The following is an 18,531-nucleotide window of genomic DNA, read 5'->3' on the forward strand; positions in this document are numbered from 1 at the left end:
TGACCAGTCCGGGGTATAAATCATAATTGGCACTGGCTTTACAAGCACCCTGTTGAGTTCTCAAAGAACAACCACACACCGACCAGAAGCCCCACCTCAGTGGAACCCCAACCGGGGCTTTTCGTTCGTGTCCCTTAGCGCTTTCCAGCGCCAGGCACTTTTACTACGTTACCCGCTGGTTTCCGCCGTGTCAAACCGGTGTTTCGCGGTTCGTCGTGCTTCACCCGGTAATGCGGGCACCATGTCTCGACCGGCTTGCGCCGCTCTCGTCACGGATTTGGCAGGCCGGCCGCTGCGGTTTCCCGCAAGCTTGCCCGGTGCCCTGCCGGTTCGTAACCATACCCGGTCGGTTTCGCCGCACCAAATCCGCCTCGCGGCGTTTCTGGCGGCACCTCCCGGTCCAGGATCCGGTGGGCATGCCCGCCCGACCCCGAGGCCGTTGGCCTGCGCTCCGGCCGTCTCAGGCTTTCGCCTGTTTCGTCCGTTCCGCGCTGGCAGAGAGAAAGTTACGCGTCCGGCGGGATGATCGTCAAATCCGCCGGACGCGTCCCCCGTCACATCGTCGACAGTCGACTATTCTCCCAGCTCAACGCCCGCGAACGAGCGTTTTCCACGGCGCAGCACCAGGTATCGCCCGTGCAGCAGGTCGGTCGCCGACACCCCGGCGTCCACCTCGGTCACCCGGTTGTTGTTGACGTAGGCGCCGCCCTCGGCGATCACCCGACGGGCCTCCTTGAGGCCACTGACGAGCCCGGAGTCCCGCAACAACCCCGCCACATCCGGCAGTTCGCCGGAGAGACGCACCAGGCCGGCCTCGGTCAACGCCGCGCGCAGCGTCTCCGGGGCCAGGTCGTCCAGCGACCCGCGGCCGAAGAGGGCCTGACTGGCGGCGATCGCCTGTCGGGTCTCGTCGGCGCCGTGCACCAGGGTGGTCAGCTCCTCGGCGAGCGCCCGCTGTGCCAGGCGGGCCGCCGGCCGCTCGGCCGTCGCCTTCGCCAGCTCCTCCAGCTCCTCGCGCGTACGGAAGCTGAAGTAGCGCAGGTAGCGGTCGACCTCGCGGTCGTCGACGTTGAGCCAGAACTGGTAGAACGCGTACGGGCTGGTCAACGTCGGGTCGAGCCAGACGGCGCCGCCCTCGGTCTTGCCGAACTTCGTGCCGTCGGCCTTGGTGACCAGCGGCGTGGTGAACGCCTGCACCGGCCCCGCGCCACGTCGACGTACGTAGTCGACGCCGGCGGTGATGTTGCCCCACTGGTCGGACCCGCCGAACTGAAGCTGGCAGCCGTGCCGCCGGTGCAGCTCGTAGAAGTCGTTGGCCTGCAGCAGCTGGTAGCTGAACTCGGTGAAGCTGATGCCGGTCTCCAGCCGCGCCCGCACCACCTCCCGGGCGAGCATCTTGTTGACCGGGAAGTGCTTGCCCACGTCGCGCAGGAACTCGACCACCGACATCTCGCCGGTCCAGTCCAGGTTGTTGACCAGCTGGGCGGCGTTGTCCCCCGTGTACGACACGAAGGGCGCGAGCTGCTCACGGATCCGCTCGACCCAGCCGGCGATCACCTCGGGCGGGTTGAGCGTCCGTTCGGCGCTCTCCTTGGGGTCACCGATCTGCCCGGTCGCCCCGCCCACCAGCAGCAACGGGCGGTGCCCCGCGAGTTGCAGCCTGCGGGCCGTGGTGACCTGCATGAGCGAGCCGACGTGCAGGCTCTGCGCGGTGGGGTCGAAACCCACGTAATAGGTGGTGGCCGTCCCACCGTCGAGCAGCTCGCGCAGCTCGTCGAGGCCGGTCGAGTCCTGGATGAGGCCACGCCAGAGCAGGTCGTCGGTCAGGGAGTCCCGCCCGGACGGCGGGGGGCTGCTGTCGGTCACGGTCACCGATTCTCCCCCATCGCCGGCACCGACCCGTACCGGGTTTCCCGTAACCCGCCCCGGTTAGGCTTGCGCCCCGTTGATCGAGGAGGGGTTCTGCCGTGGAGATGCCGGATCTGACGGGTGGTTTCGTCGCCCTGCTCGGCCTGAAGTTCGAAGAGGCGTCCGCCGACCGGGTGGTCATCAGCTGGCAGGTCCGACCGGAGCTGCACCAGCCGTTCGGCATTCAGCACGGTGGGGTGTACTGCTCGGTCGTGGAGACCGCGGCCAGCGTGGGTGGTTCCCTCTGGCTGGGCGACCGGGGCACTGTGGTCGGCGTGTCGAACCAGACCGACTTCCTGCGGGCCGTCCGGGACGGGGAGCTGACCGCGGTCGGCACGCCGGTGCACCGGGGCCGCAGCCAGCAGCTGTGGCAGGTGGAGATCACCGATGCCGACGAGCGGTTGGTCGCCCGCGGTCAGGTCCGCCTCCAGAACCTCTCGCGCGACTGAGCGGCGGCACCCGGACGGTTCAGCTGCGGGCCTCGTCCAGCACCGGCTCCGAGGTCAGGTCGGCGTCGGAGTCGGTGTCGTCGGGCACCCGGCTGACCCGTACCTCGGTGATCGCCCGGTGGTCGATGCCGGCCACCATCAGCACCCAGCCGTCCAGGGTGACGTCCTCGCCGGCGACGGTGGGGATGTGCCCGAGTCGGGCCAGCACCAGCCCGGCGACGGTGGTGTAGTCGCCTTCCGGGCGCGACGGCAGCTCGACGCCGATGTCCGGCAGGTCGTGCACCGGGAAGGTGCCGGGCAGCAGCAGCGCGCCGTCGGGGTCGCGGCGGACCGAGCGCACGTCCCGGTCGGTCTCGTCGTAGATCTCACCGACGATCTCCTCCAGGATGTCCTCCAGCGTGACGATGCCGTCGACAGCGCCGCGCTCGTCCACGACGAGTGCGATGTGTTGACGCTCGGCCTTGAACTGGCGCAGCGCCTCCACGACGGGCAACGAGTCGGGCAGCAGCATCGGAGGGCGGGCGATCTCGTCGACCGGGCGGTCGTCGGGCACCCCCACCAGGTCGCGCAGGTGGATCACGCCGGCCGTGTCGTCCAGGCCGCCGTGTCGCACGACCGGCGCGCGGGAGTGCCCGGTGGCGGCCAGCACGAGCCGCGCGGCCTCCGCGGTGGTCCCGCTGTCGAGCGTGAAGACCTGCAACCGGGGTACGAGGACAGCCCGCAACCGTCGGTCGGCGATCTCCACCGCGCCGGCGATGATGGTGCGTTGTTCCTTGGTGAAGCCGTGGTTGCCGGCGACGATGTCCCGCAGCTCGTCCGGGCCGATCTCCTCCGGCTGGTGCTTGGGGTTGAGCCCGACCAGGCGGACCACCACGTCGCTGGTGGCGCCGAGCGCCCAGACGGCCGGGCGGGTGAACGTGGCGAGCAGGTCGAGTGGGCGGGCCACCAGCAGCGCCCACCGCTCGGCGGCCTGCATGGCGATCCGTTTGGGTGCCAGCTCGCCGAAGACCAGGGTGACGAACGTCAGCGCGAGGGTGACCACCACGATCGCCATCGTCTCGGCGGCGCCGCCGAAGATTCCGAGCAGCGGCACGAGAGGCTTGGCCAGCGAGACCGCCGCGGCGGCGGAGGCGAGGAAGCCGGCGAGGGTGATGCCGATCTGGATGGTGGCCAGGAAACGGTTCGGGTCCTTGGCGAGGCGGGCCAGCACCCGGCCCCCGCGACTGGTCCGTTCCAACCGCTGGATCTGGCTGTCCCGCAGTGACACCAACGCCATCTCGCTGCCCGCGAAGAGCGCGTTGATCACGACCAGGATTCCGACCAGGGCCAGTTGGCTCCCGTAGCTCTGCACGCCCGGTTCGCTCCCTCGTGGTGGTGGCACCGGCTGGTACGCACGGCGCCCGCCGGTCGGCGAGCCCGCCCGGCGTAGGCGTGTGATTGCCCCGTCCGGCGCCCGCTGAATCATGCGCCGGCGAGGCTACGCCGGATAGGTCGCCGGTGACGCTATGCGGGATCGGCCGCCGGGGTGGTCGGCAGATCGAGGACGTACGAGTCGCCCTCCAGGCGGAAGCCGAGCCGGTGGTAGTACGGCGCGACCATCCGGGGCGGGCTGACCACCTGGCGGAAGCCTCGTTCGGTGAACAGGTGGCTGCGCCGGTAGACGAACTCGCCCGGGGTGAAGTCGCGGAACTTGGGGGTCACGTAGTCCAGGTCGATCTGGGCGACACCGCGGGCCTCGGCGTGGGACAGCACGACGCCGACCACCTCGTCGGCGGTGACCACCAGGAAGGCGGATCGTCCCGAGGTGTCCGGGTCCCACCGGAAGTCGGGGTTGAAGCGGGCGATGTCAGCGGCGTGCACCCGCAGCGTGTGGGCGAGGAACTGGTCGCCGACGCCGACCTCGACCACCTGGTAGGTCTTCTCGTCGTGCCGGGTGGCGAGCATTCCCCGCAGGTACCAGAGGTTGATCACCGTAAGCACGATGTTGAGGCCGACCATGGGCCAGACCTCGATCGCGGCGTTGTAGCCGATCAGCACGAGGCAGCCGACGAGGTTGAGCGCGCGCAGCCGCAGGATGCGCGACTGCAGCAGCGACCAGACCAGCACCGCGGAGCCGGCCCAGCCGACGAGATCCAACCAGTTCACGCCGCGAGACTAGTGCCCGCCCAGGTCAGAAGCGTCAGCGGGCAGCTCCAGCAGCCACTCCTCGACGTCTTCGCCGCGGCCGTTGGCGTACCCCGAGTCCTCGCCGACCACCACGAACCCGCACTTGCGCAGCACCGCGAGGGACGCGGCGTTGTCCTTGGCGGCGCGGGCGTGCACCGGTCGGGGCAGCTCGCGCAGCAGGGCGGCCAGGGCCGCCGTGGCGTGGCCCCGGCCCCAGCGTTCCCTGTCGATCCAGTAGCTGACCTCGGTCTGGTCGTCGACCGGGAAGGCGCTCACGTAGCCGACCACCTCGCCGTCGACCTCGACGGTCCGGACCCGGTTCGCCGGGTTGGTGAGCACCCGCGCCCAGTGCCGGGCGAACTCCCGACGGTCGGACGGGTCCTTGGCGACGAAGGCGGCCATCCGGTTGGCCTCCGGGTCCTGCTGGAACAGGAAGAACTCGACGAGGTCGTCCTCCAGGACCGGGCGCAGCCGCAGATCAGAAGTCATCGGCCGAGGGTACGCAACGGCGGGCCCGCGCGGCTCGCTCAGTCGCTCACGGCGGCGACCGCCAGCACGGCGGCGAGCAGGGAGCTGGCCACCGACAGCAGGCGACGCCACGGCACCCGCGCGTCGACCACGGGCAGGGCGGACCACCGGGTCACGGCCAGTGCCGCTCCCGCCGCGGACAGACCGGCCCCGAGAGGCCAGAGCCAGACCGGCACCACCGACCAGTCGCCCATCCGGTGCGCCAACCCGAGATAGGCGAACGCCCACACCACCGCCGCCACCACTGTCACCCGGTCCAGTTCGCGGCGGCGGGCGGTGCCGAGCAGGGACAGGCCACCGAGGAAGGTGAACGCCACAGCGAGACCGGCGCCGATCCAGACGGGGGCCACCGGTGCCGCCTCCTCCGCCTCCTTCTCGGGTACGCCGAGCAGTCGCAGCCCGATCGGCTCGACGCCCTTGTCGGTGTTGCCGAGCACCACCACCGCCCTGCCGGTGGCCCGTTCGAGGCCGATGTAGGACCGGAACCCGCCGGTCGCGCCGTTGTGCCAGACCACCTCGTGGTCGCCGTGCCGGGTGGTGAACCAGCCGTACCCGATGTGGGTGTTCTCGTCCTCGCGGAAGCGGGCGGTGGTGGCGTCGGCGCCGGGTGCGGTGCCGGCGAGGGTCGCGGCGGCCAACCGGCCCAGGTCCTCGGCGGTGGACCAGGGGCCGACGCCGGCCGGGGCGTACCCCACTCCCGACCAGGTGTCGAGGGGCCGGCCGGAGGCCCGGCCGCCGTGGGCGCGACCGGCCGGCAGGTCGTCGGCGTGGGTGGCGATCACTGTGGCGTGCATGCCGAGCGGTTGGAGCAGCCGCGCCCGCAGCAGATCGGCGTACGCGACGCCGGCCTTCGCGGCGAGCGCGTGACCGAGCACGGCCGGCCCGAGGTTGGAGTAGTGGACCTCCCCGCGATCGTCGTCGTCGGGGGTGACCCGGTCGGCGGCGCTGCGGACGGCGTCGGTGTCCTGCCCGGCGTACGGGTTGCCGCCGGACACGTTGGACCAGAGGATGCGTGCCCAGCCCAGGATGCCGTCGGGGGCGAGCCGGGGCAGACCGGCGCGGTGGCTGGCCAACTCGGCGAGCGTCACGTCGCGGGCGGGGCCGGTGACCGTGGGCCAGGTGGCGCCGAGAGGGTCGTCGGGGCGGACGACCCCGGCGGCGGCCTGGTCGGCGAGGAGCATGCCGGTGAGCGCCTTGGTGACCGAGCCGATCTCGAACGAGGTGCCGGGCTCGACGGGCTGGCCGGTCCGGTCCCGGTCACCCAGGCCGGCGGTGCGGATCCGGCCGTTCTCGACCAGTGCGACGGCGAGCCCGCGGTGTCCCGACGGGTCGCGTACGGCCGCGCGTGCGGCGCCGGCCAGGTCGGCGTCGCCGGTGGTCTGCGCGCCGAGGCGGGCCACCCGGGGCATGAGCGCGATTCCGGCGAGGCCGGCGATCAGCGCGACGACGATGGTGATCACTGTCGTCCGGCGCATGGTGCTTCTCCCTGCTGCTCGTCGTGCGGGCGGTCGGTGCTGCGGGCGTGGGTCATCGGCCGGCGGCGGTGAGGATGGTCAGCAGCGGCACCACGCGTTCGGCGGGGACGGCCCACCGACCCCGGCCGGTGCTGCTCAGCCAGCCGGCGGCGGTGATCTGGCGCAGGTGGTGGTGGAGTTGGCCGGTGGTGCCCAGTTCCTCGATCTCGGCGAGCTCGCTGGTGCTCTGCCGGCCGTCGAGGATCTCGCGCAGCAGCCGCAGCCGCACCGGGTGGGCCAACGCGGAGAGCGTGCTGGCCAGCTCCGTCCAGTCGGCTGCGAGCACGTCGTCGACGGTGCGGCCGTACTGCCAGTCGTAGTGCTGCCCGGCCACGCGGACGGTGCCGGTGTAGAGGACGGCGCCGGTGCCCTCGGGCGGCAGGCGCTGCTTGAGGCCGTCGAGTGCCCAGAAGGTGCCCTCGGATGCGGGCGGCGCTGGTGGCGCCGCCGCCAGGCGCTCGTTCAACGCGGCGACCTGGGTCTCCAGCGCGGCGAGCCGCGACTCCATGGTGGTCATGGGTTGATAGTACGTACAAACGTATTCCCGTACAAGCCGGGGGCCGGGAGGGCCGGCGCGGGTCTTTGGTCCCGAGCCCCTCGGGCGCAAGGCCTCTGCCCTGGGTGATCAGTCAGCGGGATGGTGAGACGGACGGCGTGCGGATGTCGCGCCGCGCGGGACGGGGAGGTCACTGGTGGCGAATACGGGCGGTCCGGGCCGGACGCTGGAGGGCACGATCGATGTGCCCGTCGCGGTCGGGCTCGACGCGGCAGAGGCCGCCGCCCGATTGCGGGTGAACGGACCCAACGCGGTGGCACCGCCGCCGCGCCGGCACGCGGCCGTACGGGTGCTGCACCAGCTCACCGACCCGCTCGTGGCCCTGCTGCTCGCCGCCGCGGTGGTGACCACGGTGCTCGGCGACTACCCGGACACGGCGGTGATCGTCCTGGTCGTGCTGGTGAACACGATCATCGGGGTGGTGCAGGAGATCCGCGCGGACCGCGCCATCGCGGCGCTGGGCCAGCTCGCCGCCCCCACCGCCCGGGTGGTCCGTGACGGCCGGGACCTGGCCGTCCCCGCCGCCGACCTGGTCCACGGCGACCTCGTCCGGGTCGAGGCCGGCGACATCGTGCCGGCCGACCTGCTGCTGGTCGAGGCGAACCGGCTGCAACTGGATGAATCCGCGTTGAGTGGTGAGTCGGTACCGGTGGGGCGGACCGTCGGTCAGGAGGCGCTGGCCGGGACGGTGGTCACCACCGGACGCGCGGACGGCACCGTGCTCCGGACGGGGCCTGCGAGCGCGTTGGGCCGGATCAGCGCCCTGGTGGCGGGCACTCGGCCTGGCGCCACTCCCCTGCAGCGCCGCCTCTCCGCCCTGGGCCGCACGCTCGGGTTGGTCGCGGTCGTGTTGTCGGGGCTGGTATTCGCGATCGGGGTGATCAGCGGTCGGCCGCTGGTCGACATGGCCATCACGGCGGTGAGCCTGGTCGTCGCGGCGGTACCCGAGTCGCTGCCGGCGGTGGTGACCCTGGCGCTGGCGCTGGGCGCGCGCCGGATGGCCGCCGCGCACGCCATTCCGCGTCGGCTGCACGCGGTGGAGACACTCGGCTCGGTGACCGTGATCGCCTCCGACAAGACGGGCACCCTCACGGAGGGGCGCATGGCGGTGCAGCAGGTCGCCACCACCGACGGGGAGCGGTACGAGGTCACCGGCAGCGGGTACGCCCCGCACGGCGCCGTGCACCAGGATGGCGCGCCGGTGGCCGTACCTGAGGAACTCCGCCGGCTGGCGCGGGCCGGGCTGCTCTGCAACGACGCCGCCCTGTCACCCCCGGACGACGAACGACGCGACTGGGGCGCCGTGGGCGATCCTCTCGAAGCGGCGCTCGTGGCCTTCGCGGCCCGGTGCGGCCTCGACCCGCAGGACACCCGCGCGGCCTGGCCACGGGTCGCCGAGCACCCGTTCGACCAGGCCCAACGGCGGATGGTCACGGTGCACCGCTCCTGCGACCAGCGCTATCTCGTGGTCTGCAAGGGCGCCCCGGAGAGCGTCCTCACCACGTCCCTGCTCGACGCCACCGACGACGAGATCGCCGCGCTGACCCGCACCGCCCACCGGCTCGCCGGGGAGGGCCTGCGGGTGCTCGCCGTCGCCGCCGCCCTGGCGGACACGTCGCCGGACCCCGCCGCGCCGACCGGCCTGCGCCCGCTCGGGCTGGTCGCCGTCGGTGACCCGCTGCGCGCCGGCGCGCCCGAGATCGCCGAGAGCCTCGACGCCGCCGGGGTACGGCTGCTGCTGATCACCGGCGATCACCCGGCCACCGCCGCCGCGATCGGCTCCCAGCTCGGCCTGTGGCACGACGGTGACCCTCTCGCCCGCGGCGACGACGACTCGACGGCGCACCCGGACACCCGGGTCTTCGCCCGGACCCAGCCGGAACAGAAGCTCGACATCATCGCGGACCTGCAGGCCCGCGGTCACGTGGTCGCGATGACCGGCGACGGAGTCAACGACGCGCCGGCGCTGCGCCGCGCCGACATCGGGGTGGCGATGGGTGGCGGCACCGAGGTCGCCCGGCAGGCCGCCGACCTGGTCCTCGTCGACGACGACCTGTCCACTGTTGCCGCCGCCATCGGTGAGGGCCGCCGCATCTACGACAACATCCGCCGGTTCCTGCGCTACGCCCTCTCCGGTGGCGTGGCGGAGATCATGGTGATGCTCATCGGCCCGCTGTTCGGATTGGCCGTACCGCTGCTGCCCGCCCAGATCCTCTGGATCAACCTGCTGACTCACGGGGTGCCCGGGGTGGCGCTCGGCGCCGAGCCGGCCGAACCCGGCACCCTGCGGCGCGCGCCGCGCTCGCCACAGGAGTCGGTGCTCGGCGCCGGGCTCGGCCGGGACGTCCTGGTCACCGGCGCGCTGATCGCAGCCGTGGTGCTCGGCGCCGGTGTGGTCGCCGCCGACCGGGACCTGCCCTGGCAGTCGGTGGTCTTCGTGGTGCTCGGGCTGGCCCAGCTCGGCGTGGCACTGGCCGTCCGGGCACCCCGGCCAGCGGGCGCGCGGCGCGGCAACCCCGGCCTCCTCGTCGCGGTCGCGGTGTCGGCACTGTTGCAGGTCGGCGGGGTGCTGTTCGCCCCGCTGCGGGACCTGCTCGGCACCGACCCCCTGGCACCGACCGTGCTGCTGGCCTGCGCGGTGGTCAGCGCCCTGCCCGGGTTGGTGCTGCGGCTGACCCGTCGCCGTCCGACACCGCCGAGCGACCGGGTCGACGGGACCAATGGCCCCCGGTCCCTTACCTTCCGCCCCTGACCGTCCGGCCCGCACCGCAGGAGGATGAAGACGGAACTAAGGAGGACGTGATGACCAACAGATCCGGTGCCCCCGTGGTGGTGGCTGTGGACGGCTCGACATCGGCGCTGGAGGCGGTGCGTGTCGCCGCCCGGGAGGCCGCGACGCGGGGCCGCCCGCTGCGGGTGGTGCACGCGTTCATCTGGTCGCTCTACGGCGTGTCGTTGGAGCCGGCGCCGGGCGCTCCCGTCAACGCCGGGTTCCGGCACCAGGCGGAGCAGTTGGTCGCCGAGGCGGTGACCGAGGCCAGCAAGGTCGCACCGGAGCTCGCCGTCACCGGCGCGATCGTCGAGGGCGCGCCCACGCCGATGCTGCTGGTCGAGGCCCGGGACGCGGCGCTGCTGGTGCTCGGCAGCCGGGGCCTGGGCGGCTTCGGCGGGCTGCTGATCGGCTCGGTGGCGGTGCAGGTCTCCGCCCGCGCCGACTGCCCGGTACTGGTCGTCAAGGGTGAGGCCCGCGCCGACGGGCCGGTCCTGGTCGGGGTCGACGGCTCGGACCTCTCCGCCCAGGCGCTGGGGTTCGCCTTCGAGGAAGCCTCGTTGCGCGGCACCGATCTGGTGGCGGTGCACGCCTGGATCATCCCGGCGGCGCCGAGCGACCTCCTGCCGATAGCGAACGACGTGGAAGCGCTCATCGCAGAGGAGGAGCGGGTGCTCGCCGAGGCGATCGCCGGTTGGTCCGAGCGCTACCCCGACGTGCCGGTGCGGCGCCGAGTGGCGTACGGCGCACCGGCGCGGATGCTGGTGGAGGAGTCGGCCACGGCGCAGCTCACCGTGGTCGGTGCACGCGGCCGTGGCGCGCTGGCCGGCATGCTGCTCGGCTCGGTGAGCCACACGGTGCTGCACCACTCGCACAGCCCGGTGGTCGTCGTTCGGCACCGCCGCGAGGATCGCAAGGACTGACCCCTCGTACCGTCCGCGCCGGCCACTCCCCCTCGGCCGGCGCGGACCCACGTCCGGTGTCACGTCACCCGGCCGGCCGGCGCGTTCGGTCGGCCGGTGCCGGCGCGTTCGGCGCCGTGACGGCTGCGCACCGCCGACAATGGGCTGACCGACCCAGGGAGTGCCGATGAACCGACCTGTCGTGGTGGGCGTGGACGGATCGCCGTCCAGCCTCGTCGCCGCGGAGCACGCCGCCCGCGCCGCCCTGCTCCGGTCCCGGACGCTGCGCCTGGTGCACGGCTACCTGCATCCGTTCGGCTACGGCGTGCCGCTCAACCCGTACGAACTCGGGGTGCCGGTGCCCTCCGAGGAGGCGCAGAAGATGTTGGAGCGCACGGCGGCCGAGCTGACCGACCGGTGGCCCGGCCTGGTCGTCGAGGTGCGCCAGGTCGCCGGTGGACCCGGCATCACCCTGATCGAGGAGTCCCGCCAGGCCGAGTTGGTAGTGGTGGGCAACCGAGGGCTGGGCGGGTTCGCCGGGCTGCTGCTCGGCTCGGTCGGCACGCAGGTGGCCGCGCACGCGCACTGCCCGGTGCTGGTGGTCCGCCCGGACGAACAGCCGATCCCGGTGGACGCTCCGGTGCTCGTCGGCGTCGACGGGTCGGAGTCGTCCCGGCTCGCCGCGGGCTACGCCGCCGACGAGGCCGCCCTGCGGGACGTGCCGCTGGTGCTGGTACACGTCGGCCCGGCGGACGAGGAGCGGACGGTGCCGGAGGAGGTCGAGGAGTCGCAGGCCGCGCACCAGGCCGACACGGTACGGCTGCTCGCCGACGCCTCCGCCGCCGTTCGCGCCGAGCATCCCGACCTGGTGGTGCGGGAGCATCCGGTCCGCGCGGCCGGCGCGGCCCAGGGGCTCGTCGAGGCCAGCGGCACGGCGTCGCTGCTGGTCGTGGGCACCCGGGGCCGGGCCGGATTCGCCGGGCTGCTGCTCGGCTCGGTCAGTCAAGCGGCGATCCAGCACGCGCACTGCCCGGTGCTGGTCGCCCACCCCTACCCGGTCAGCTGACCGGTGTGTCGTCGGATCGACCGAGCATCTGCAGGAAGTCGGTGGTGAGGGCGAACGGGTCGGCGGGGCCGCTGGCCGGCGGTCGACGCTCGATCTGGTCGGCCAACTCCCCGGCGGCACGCCGGATCCGGCCGCGCAACGCGCCGTCGGCGGTGCCGTCCGACCAGTCCTCCGGTGCGGCGAAGACGGCGGTCGGGACCACCACCGACCGGAGGTAGGCGAACATCGGGCGGACGGCGTGCTCCAGTGCCAGCGAGTGCCGGGCGGTGCCGCCGGTCGCCCCGATCAGCACCGGCCGGTCGACCAGCGAACCCGAATCCAACACGTCGAAGAAGGACTTGAACAGCCCGTTGTAGGAGGCGCTGAAGATCGGGGTGACGGCGATGAGCCCGTCGGCCCCGGTGACCGCGTCGATGACCTCACGCAGCGCCGCCGGCGGGAACCCGGTGAGCATGTTGTTCACCACGTCGTGGGCGTACTCCCGCAGGTCGACGACGTGCAGCTCCACCTCGGAGCCGCGCCGGACCAACTCGTCGCGGGTGGCCGCGGCGAGCTGGTCGGCGAGCAGCCGGGTCGACGAGGGCTGACTCAGCCCCGCCGAGACCACGGCCAGGGTGCGGCGGGTCATCGGGTCGCCCCCTCCGGCGCCTTGCCCGTCACGTCGTCGACGGCGTGCACGGTGCTGTCCTTGGCGCCACCGGCGGCGGCGACCATCGCGGCGTGGGTGGGAGCCTCCGGCACGTGCGCCGGACGCAGCGCCGCGAACTCCTTACGCAGCACCGGCACCACCTCCTCGCCGAGCAGGTCGAGCTGCTCCAGCACGGTCTTCAGGGGCAGCCCGGCGTGGTCCATCAGGAAGAGCTGCCGCTGGTAGTCGCCGACGTACTCCCGGAAGCCGAGCGTGCGGTCGATGACCTGCTGCGGGCTGCCCACGGTCAGCGGGGTCTCCCGGGTGAACTCCTCCAGCGACGGCCCGTGCCCGTAGACCGGGGCGTTGTCGAAGTACGGACGGAACTCCCGGACCGCGTCCTGCGAGTTGCGCCGCATGAACACCTGCCCACCGAGACCGACGATGGCCTGGTCGACGGAGCCGTGGCCGTAGTGCGCGTACCGCTGGCGGTAGAGCGCGATCATCCGCTGGGTGTGCTCCTTGGGCCAGAAGATGTGATTGGCGAAGAAACCGTCGCCGTAGTACGCGGCCTGCTCGGCGATCTCCGGGCTGCGGATCGAGCCGTGCCAGACGAACGGGGGCACGCCGTCGAGCGGGCGCGGCGTCGAGGTGAACGACTGCAGGGGGGTGCGGTACTTGCCCTTCCAGTCGACCACGTCCTCGCGCCACAGCCGGTGCAGCAGGTCGTAGTTCTCGATCGCGAGCGGGATGCCGGCGCGGATGTCCTTGCCGAACCACGGGTAGACCGGGCCGGTGTTGCCGCGGCCCATCATCAGATCCACCCGGCCGCCGGAGAGGTGCTGGAGCATCGCGTAGTCCTCGGCGATCTTCACCGGGTCGTTGGTGGTGATCAGCGTGGTCGCGGTGGACAGCAGCAGCCGCTCGGTGCGCGCCGCGATGTAGCCGAGCATGGTGGTCGGCGAGGAGGGCACGAACGGCGGGTTGTGGTGCTCGCCCGTGGCGAAGACGTCCAGGCCGACCTCTTCGGCCTTGAGCGCGATGGCGACCATCGCCTTGATCCGCTCATGCTCGGTCGGCTCCCGACCGGTGGTCGGGTCGACCGTGACGTCACCGACGGTGAAGACTCCGAACTGCATGACCAGCTCCCTGCGTGTAGAACCGGGTCATTCGTGGTGCCCGGACGCAGCTCTCAACTTATTTGACGACGCAACTATTCCGAAGGCGGCACGTCTCGGGGTGGCGCGGGTCACCACCAGCAGCGGACAGACGTGGCCGAACTGGGCTTCGCCGCCGGGCTCAAGCCAGGCGGTGACGTCGCTGGCGGCGGCGGCCTGCTGGGTGGTCAGCTCTCGCGGGCATCGAGCGGCCGTGACCTCAGCCGCCCGCGACCTCAGCCGCCCGCCACCGACGGCAACACCTGCACCTCGGCCTCGTCGCCGACCGGGGTGGCCAGACCGCCGGAGCGCCGGCAATCCTCACCGTCGACGAAGACGTTGACGTAACGGCGCAGCTCGCCGCGCTCGTCACGGATGCGCCGGGACAGCCGCGGATGATGGGCGGCCACCTCGTCGAGGACCGCCCGCAGCGTCCCGGCGGCGGTGACGCTCAGCCGACTGGCACCACCGGCCTCGCCGCGCAGCGGGCCGGGCAGCAGCACGGTGACCATCTCAGACCGCCGCGGCGCGAACGCAGAGCACGTCGGGCAGGTGCGCGGCCACCAGGGACCAGGAGTCACCCTCGTCGCGGCTGGCATAGACCTCGCCGGAGCGGGTGCCGAAGTAGACCCCACTTGGGGTGGCCTCGTCGGCGCACATCGCGTCGCGCAGCACCGCCGGATAGAACGGCCCCTCGGGCAGCCCCACCGACAGCGGCTCCCACTTGCCGCCCGCGTCTGCGGAACGGAACACCCGGCAGCGGTGGTCGGTGGGGAACCGCTCGCTGTCGGCCACCAACGGGAAGGTCCACACCATGCCGCCCCGCCCCGGGTGGGCCACCATCGGGAAGCCGAAGTCGCTGGGCAGCCCGTCGGCGATCGAGGACCAGGTGCGGCCGTCGTCGTCGGAGCGGTAGACACCGTGGTGGTTCTGCGCGTAGAGCCGCTCGGGGTTGCCGGCGTCCCGGGCGACCTTGTGCACGCACTGGCCGAACTCCGGCCACTCGTCGGGCATGAAGTAGGCACGGATGCCGGTGTTGCCCGGGGCCCAGCTCGCCCCGGCGTCCTCCGAGCGGTAGACCCCGCCGGTGGACATCGCGACCAGCAGCCGGGCCGGGTCACGCGGATGGGGCAGCACGGTGTGCACGGCCTGACCGCCGAAGCCGGCCTCCCACTGGGGGCGGTGCGGGTGGTCCCAGAGGGAGCGGACCAGCTCGAAGCTGCGGCCACCATCGGTGGACCGGAACAGCGCGGACGGCTCGGTGCCGGCCCAGACCACGTCCGGCTGGTCGGGACCGGCCGGCATCAGCTGCCAGACCCGCCCGAGGGAGACGCCGGTGTCGGCCGGGAACGCGACCGGCGCCTCGTCGGGCTCGTCCCAGGAGGCGCCGAGGTCGTCGCTGGTGGCGACGCTGGGCCCGAAGTGCGAACTGGCCACCCCGGCGAGCAGGCGCGGGGTGGAGCGACGGGTGTCGACCGCGACCGAATAGACACCGGTCATCGGGAAGTGTGGGCCGGTGATCTCCCAACTGCGCCGGTCGTCGGTGCTGGTGGCGAGAAACAATCCCTTGGCCGTGCCGATCGCGAGCAGTGTTGCCATGACGTCCTCCGAACCGTCCGTGAGCAGGTGGGGTGATTATGGCCACACCCCCTGACACGTTCGCGGGACACACGCCCGGGGATCAGCGCCGGGTGCGGGGCACGTGTCGCCGGTACGCGCTGACCGTCGGGTCGCCGTCGAGCCAGAACCGCCACGGCAGGTCGTGCGCGCCGGTCACGCCGACCCGCGGACCGGCGACAACCGTCTCCGGCGGCACCGGCCGCGTCGGCGGGCGCAACCGGACCGGACCGTCGCCCAGCAGATACCCGCCGTACGCGGAGCGGTCGATGCCGAGCGTGGCGCAGAGCCGGGCCGGCCCACGGGCGAGGTCCACGTCCCGGCGTACGGCCGGCCGGCGGTCGCGAGCCGTGGCCAGGCCGTCGACCACCTCCCCGGCGCGCAGCAGCACGGCGGAAGCCTCCCCCTCGACACCGGTCACCACGTTCATGCACCAGTGCATCCCGTAGGTGAAGTAGACGTACGCGTGCCCGGCCGGGCCGAACATCACCGCGTTGCGTGGGGTGCGCCCCCGGTGGGCGTGCGAGGCCTGGTCCCCGGCCATGCCCGCGTACGCCTCGACCTCGGTGATCCGGACGGTGACGCCTCCCGCGTGCAGCTCGCAGCCCAGCAGCCCGCGGGCGGCCGGCAGCAGGGGGCCGGCGAGCAGGTCGGCCAGTGCCGCCAGGTCGGCGTCGGTGCCGTGGTCACCGGGCATGTCGGTGGCGTGGTCACCGGGCAACAGGTCCATGGCTCGACGGTACCCAGCCGGGCGGCGATCGCCACGCACAACCGCTCGCGGTTTCAACGTTCTGTTGACAATGCTGTGTTGAGGGTGTGTGCTCGGGACATGACGACGAACGACCCGTTCACCGCGCCGCACCCTGCCCACGCCCGCGCCCACCGCACCCACGAGGCACTCCAGCGGATCAGCGACCGGCACGCCGGCACCGACGCACAGCGGGCGCGCTGGGCCCACCCGTACGTGCTGGACCCGTGGGAGGCGGTCGCCCTGGTCACCGCGCTGGCCGCCGGCGGGGCCGAGCGGGAGCCGACGGAGGAGCCGGTCGACGCCGCCGACCTGACCGCGGCGCTGACCCTGCTGCCGCACGTCCGCGCCGAGCTGGACGCGCTGGAGGCCGGGCTGATGACGCTGGCCCGCGACCGGGGGCTGACCTGGCAGGCCATCGCGTACGGGCTGGGGCTGGGCAGCGCACAGGCGGCCCGGCAGCGCTACGAGCGGGTCGCCGCCCGCTCGGCCGAGCAGACCCGCTGACCGCGCACCCCGCGACCGCGCCCCGCACAAGCAGCCCGCGACCCGGCGCGCACCGCAGCCGCGACCAGACGCGCAAACCGGCACGCCGCGTGCCTGCGGGCGGTGGGACGGGCAGACTGTGCGCACGACGAGGAGGCACCCATGGAGCGCGCGGACATGCTGGCGTACTGCCTGGCCAAGCCGGGGGCGTGGCTGGACCAGCCGTGGGAGGGCGACGAGGTGGTGAAGGTGGGCGGCCGGATCTTCGCGTTCCTCGGCAACGGTGGCGGCGAGCCGACTGTCGGCATCAAGTGCGGGCCGACCCGGGAGGTCGCCGACGAGTGGCTGCACCGGCACCCCGACGACGCGCGGGTGATGGCCTACATCGGTCGGTCCGGGTGGAACACGCTGCGGCTCAACGGCGGGATCGACGCCGACGAGCTGACCGAGGCGGTCGACGCGTCGTACGACATGGTGGTTGCCAAGCTCCCCAAGCGGGAGCGCCCGACGGCCTGAACCGGCCGCGGCGCCGGCGGAACCCGCCGACGCCGCGACGAGGTCAGCGCGGAACGACCCGTTCGGTGGCCCACTCCCGCCAGCCGGCCAGCCGGTCGGCCGCGTCGGCGAGCTGGTCGGCGACCGGGCCGGGACCGGTGGAACCGGGGGTGGTGCGGGCCGCGAGGGCCGAACGGACCGAGAGCACGTCGCGCACCGACGGGTCGAGGTGCTCGCTGATCGCGGCCAGGTCCTCGTCCGAGACGTCATTCAGCTCGCACTCGCGGGCCGCGCAGAGCGCCACCAGCCGGCCGGTGATCTCGTGCGCGTCCCGGAACGGCACGTTGCGCCGGACCAGCCAGTCGGCGACCTCGGTCGCGAGGGAGAAGCCGACCGGGGCGGCGGCGACGAGGCGGTCCACCCGGACCGTCATCGTGGAGATCATTCCCGCCAGCGCCGGCAGCAGCAGCTCCAGGGTGTCGACGGCGTCGAAGGCCGGCTCCTTGTCCTCCTGCATGTCCCGGTCGTAGGTCATCGGCAGGCCCTTGAGCATGGTGAGCACTGTCACCAGGCCACCGACGAGGCGCCCGGACTTGCCGCGCGCCAGCTCCGCGATGTCCGCGTTCTTCTTCTGCGGCATGATCGACGAGCCGGTGGCGAACGAGTCGTCCAGCTCGACCCAGCCGAACTCGTGCGACGTCCAGAGCACCACCTCCTCGCCGAGCCGGGACAGGTGCACCCCGATCATGGCTGTGGTGAAGAGGAACTCGGCGACGAAGTCCCGGTCGGCGACCGCGTCCATCGAGTTGGCGAACGACGTGCGGAAGCCCAGCTCCTTGGCCACGGCCACCGGGTCCAGCGGCAGGCCGGAGCCCGCCAGCGCGCCCGCGCCGAGCGGGCTGACCGCCGCCCGGTGGTCCCAGTCACGCAGACGCTCCAGGTCACGCAGCAGCGGCTGCACGTGGGCGAGCAACCAGTGCCCGAACGTGACCGGCTGGGCGTGCTGGAGGTGGGTCATGCCGGGCGCGGCGGTGTCGATGTGCCGCTCGGCCTGCTCGACCAGCGCCTCGGCCAGCTCGACGAGGCGGCTGGCCACACCGCGGGCGTGGTCCCGCAGATAGAGCCGCAGGTCCGTGGCGACCTGGTCGTTGCGGGATCGGCCGGCGCGCAGCTTGCCGCCGAGGCTGCCGAGGCGCTCCAGCAGGCCGCGCTCCAGCGCGGTGTGCACGTCCTCGTCCTCGATGGTGGGGCGGAACGCCCCGGAGGCACAGGCGGCCTCCAGGTCGTCCAACGCGGCCAGCATGCGGCCCAGCTCCTCCGGATCGAGCAGGCCGGCGCCGGCCAGGACCCGGGCGTGCGCCCGGGAACCAGCGATGTCGTACGGGGCCAGGCGCCAGTCGAACTGCACACTCACCGACAGTCGGGCGAGCGCCTCGGCGGGGCCGCCAGCGAACCGGCCACCCCACAGGCTCGTCCGGTTGGTGGCGGCACTGTTCTCGGTCAGGCTCTTGTCGTCCACGTCGCCCATCATTGCCCTGCCT

Annotated in this window: 18 protein-coding genes; 6 read left to right on the plus strand and 12 right to left on the minus strand. The window is 72.8% G+C overall.

Annotation, left to right across the window (positions count from 1 at the left end):
- Positions 1-573 precede the first annotated feature (573 nt).
- Positions 574-1,866 carry a tyrosine--tRNA ligase gene (gene tyrS, locus KBX34_RS27535; RefSeq protein WP_210793143.1) on the minus strand — a complete coding sequence of 431 codons (1,293 nt, stop codon included), beginning with the start codon at positions 1,864-1,866 and terminating at the stop codon, positions 574-576.
- A 107-nt stretch (positions 1,867-1,973) separates the two neighbouring features.
- Between tyrS and KBX34_RS27540 the strand changes: the two genes are divergently transcribed.
- The gene (locus tag KBX34_RS27540; protein ID WP_172862181.1) at positions 1,974-2,357 is read left to right on the plus strand and encodes a PaaI family thioesterase; all 384 of its coding nucleotides are present in this window, start codon (positions 1,974-1,976) and stop codon (positions 2,355-2,357) included.
- A gap of 19 nt (positions 2,358-2,376) precedes the next feature.
- Here KBX34_RS27540 and KBX34_RS27545 read toward each other — a convergent pair whose 3' ends face one another.
- The 5 genes from KBX34_RS27545 to KBX34_RS27565 form a co-directional block, all read right to left on the minus strand.
- Complete coding sequence (locus KBX34_RS27545) at positions 2,377-3,708, minus strand: hemolysin family protein (RefSeq protein ID WP_210927809.1); 1,332 nt, start codon at positions 3,706-3,708, stop codon at positions 2,377-2,379.
- Positions 3,709-3,860: 152 nt separating this feature from the next.
- Positions 3,861-4,502, minus strand: coding sequence for a hypothetical protein (locus KBX34_RS27550; RefSeq protein ID WP_210927811.1), 642 nt, complete (start codon positions 4,500-4,502; stop codon positions 3,861-3,863).
- A gap of 9 nt (positions 4,503-4,511) precedes the next feature.
- Positions 4,512-5,012, minus strand: a complete 501-nt coding sequence (locus KBX34_RS27555) for a GNAT family N-acetyltransferase (protein WP_088947512.1) — start codon at positions 5,010-5,012, stop codon at positions 4,512-4,514.
- A gap of 38 nt (positions 5,013-5,050) precedes the next feature.
- Positions 5,051-6,526, minus strand: a complete 1,476-nt coding sequence (locus KBX34_RS27560; protein ID WP_210927813.1) for a serine hydrolase — start codon at positions 6,524-6,526, stop codon at positions 5,051-5,053.
- 52 nt (positions 6,527-6,578) lie between these two features.
- Positions 6,579-7,082: a helix-turn-helix transcriptional regulator gene (locus KBX34_RS27565; RefSeq protein WP_247667586.1), complete on the minus strand. Its 504-nt coding sequence runs from the start codon at positions 7,080-7,082 to the stop codon at positions 6,579-6,581.
- 175 nt (positions 7,083-7,257) lie between these two features.
- Here KBX34_RS27565 and KBX34_RS27570 point away from each other — a divergent pair, with 175 nt between their 5' ends.
- From KBX34_RS27570 to KBX34_RS27580, 3 genes are all read left to right on the plus strand, one after another.
- Positions 7,258-9,873 (plus strand): cation-transporting P-type ATPase, encoded by a 2,616-nt coding sequence (locus KBX34_RS27570; RefSeq protein WP_307871513.1) that lies wholly within the window; start codon positions 7,258-7,260, stop codon positions 9,871-9,873.
- 50 nt (positions 9,874-9,923) lie between these two features.
- On the plus strand, positions 9,924-10,814 hold the full coding sequence (locus KBX34_RS27575) for a universal stress protein (RefSeq protein ID WP_210927816.1): 891 nt from the start codon (positions 9,924-9,926) through the stop codon (positions 10,812-10,814).
- A 160-nt stretch (positions 10,815-10,974) separates the two neighbouring features.
- Positions 10,975-11,859, plus strand: coding sequence for a universal stress protein (locus KBX34_RS27580; protein ID WP_210927817.1), 885 nt, complete (start codon positions 10,975-10,977; stop codon positions 11,857-11,859).
- Here KBX34_RS27580 and KBX34_RS27585 read toward each other — a convergent pair.
- The 5 genes from KBX34_RS27585 to KBX34_RS27605 form a co-directional block, all read right to left on the minus strand.
- Positions 11,852-12,487, minus strand: coding sequence for an FMN reductase (locus KBX34_RS27585; protein ID WP_088947507.1), 636 nt, complete (start codon positions 12,485-12,487; stop codon positions 11,852-11,854). The two genes, KBX34_RS27580 and KBX34_RS27585, sit on opposite strands and share 8 nt — an antisense overlap.
- Positions 12,484-13,626 carry an LLM class flavin-dependent oxidoreductase gene (locus KBX34_RS27590; protein ID WP_210927820.1) on the minus strand — a complete coding sequence of 381 codons (1,143 nt, stop codon included), beginning with the start codon at positions 13,624-13,626 and terminating at the stop codon, positions 12,484-12,486. Before KBX34_RS27590 ends, KBX34_RS27585 begins: the two co-directional genes overlap by 4 nt.
- Before the next feature lie 254 nt (positions 13,627-13,880).
- Complete coding sequence (locus tag KBX34_RS27595; RefSeq protein ID WP_210927822.1) at positions 13,881-14,156, minus strand: ubiquitin-like small modifier protein 1; 276 nt, start codon at positions 14,154-14,156, stop codon at positions 13,881-13,883.
- 1 nt (position 14,157) lies between these two features.
- Positions 14,158-15,243 carry an exo-alpha-sialidase gene (locus tag KBX34_RS27600; protein ID WP_210927824.1) on the minus strand — a complete coding sequence of 362 codons (1,086 nt, stop codon included), beginning with the start codon at positions 15,241-15,243 and terminating at the stop codon, positions 14,158-14,160.
- Positions 15,244-15,325: 82 nt separating this feature from the next.
- On the minus strand, positions 15,326-15,958 hold the full coding sequence (locus KBX34_RS27605) for a DNA-3-methyladenine glycosylase (RefSeq protein ID WP_210927848.1): 633 nt from the start codon (positions 15,956-15,958) through the stop codon (positions 15,326-15,328).
- Positions 15,959-16,090: 132 nt separating this feature from the next.
- On the opposite strand from KBX34_RS27605, the gene KBX34_RS27610 reads away from it, so the two are divergent.
- Both KBX34_RS27610 and KBX34_RS27615 read left to right on the plus strand, forming a co-directional pair.
- On the plus strand, positions 16,091-16,516 hold the full coding sequence (locus KBX34_RS27610; RefSeq protein ID WP_210927826.1) for a DNA-binding protein: 426 nt from the start codon (positions 16,091-16,093) through the stop codon (positions 16,514-16,516).
- A gap of 141 nt (positions 16,517-16,657) precedes the next feature.
- Positions 16,658-17,011, plus strand: coding sequence for an MmcQ/YjbR family DNA-binding protein (locus KBX34_RS27615; RefSeq protein ID WP_099852299.1), 354 nt, complete (start codon positions 16,658-16,660; stop codon positions 17,009-17,011).
- Positions 17,012-17,054: 43 nt separating this feature from the next.
- On the opposite strand, the gene argH is transcribed toward KBX34_RS27615, so the two are convergent.
- A complete protein-coding gene (gene argH, locus KBX34_RS27620; RefSeq protein WP_088951635.1) occupies positions 17,055-18,518 on the minus strand; it encodes an argininosuccinate lyase in 1,464 nt (487 codons plus the stop codon).
- Between the last annotated feature and the right edge of the window lie 13 nt (positions 18,519-18,531).

It is taken from the genome of Micromonospora sp. M61 (genome assembly GCF_018070245.1).
Taxonomy (GTDB): Bacteria; Actinomycetota; Actinomycetes; order Mycobacteriales; family Micromonosporaceae; genus Micromonospora; species Micromonospora zamorensis.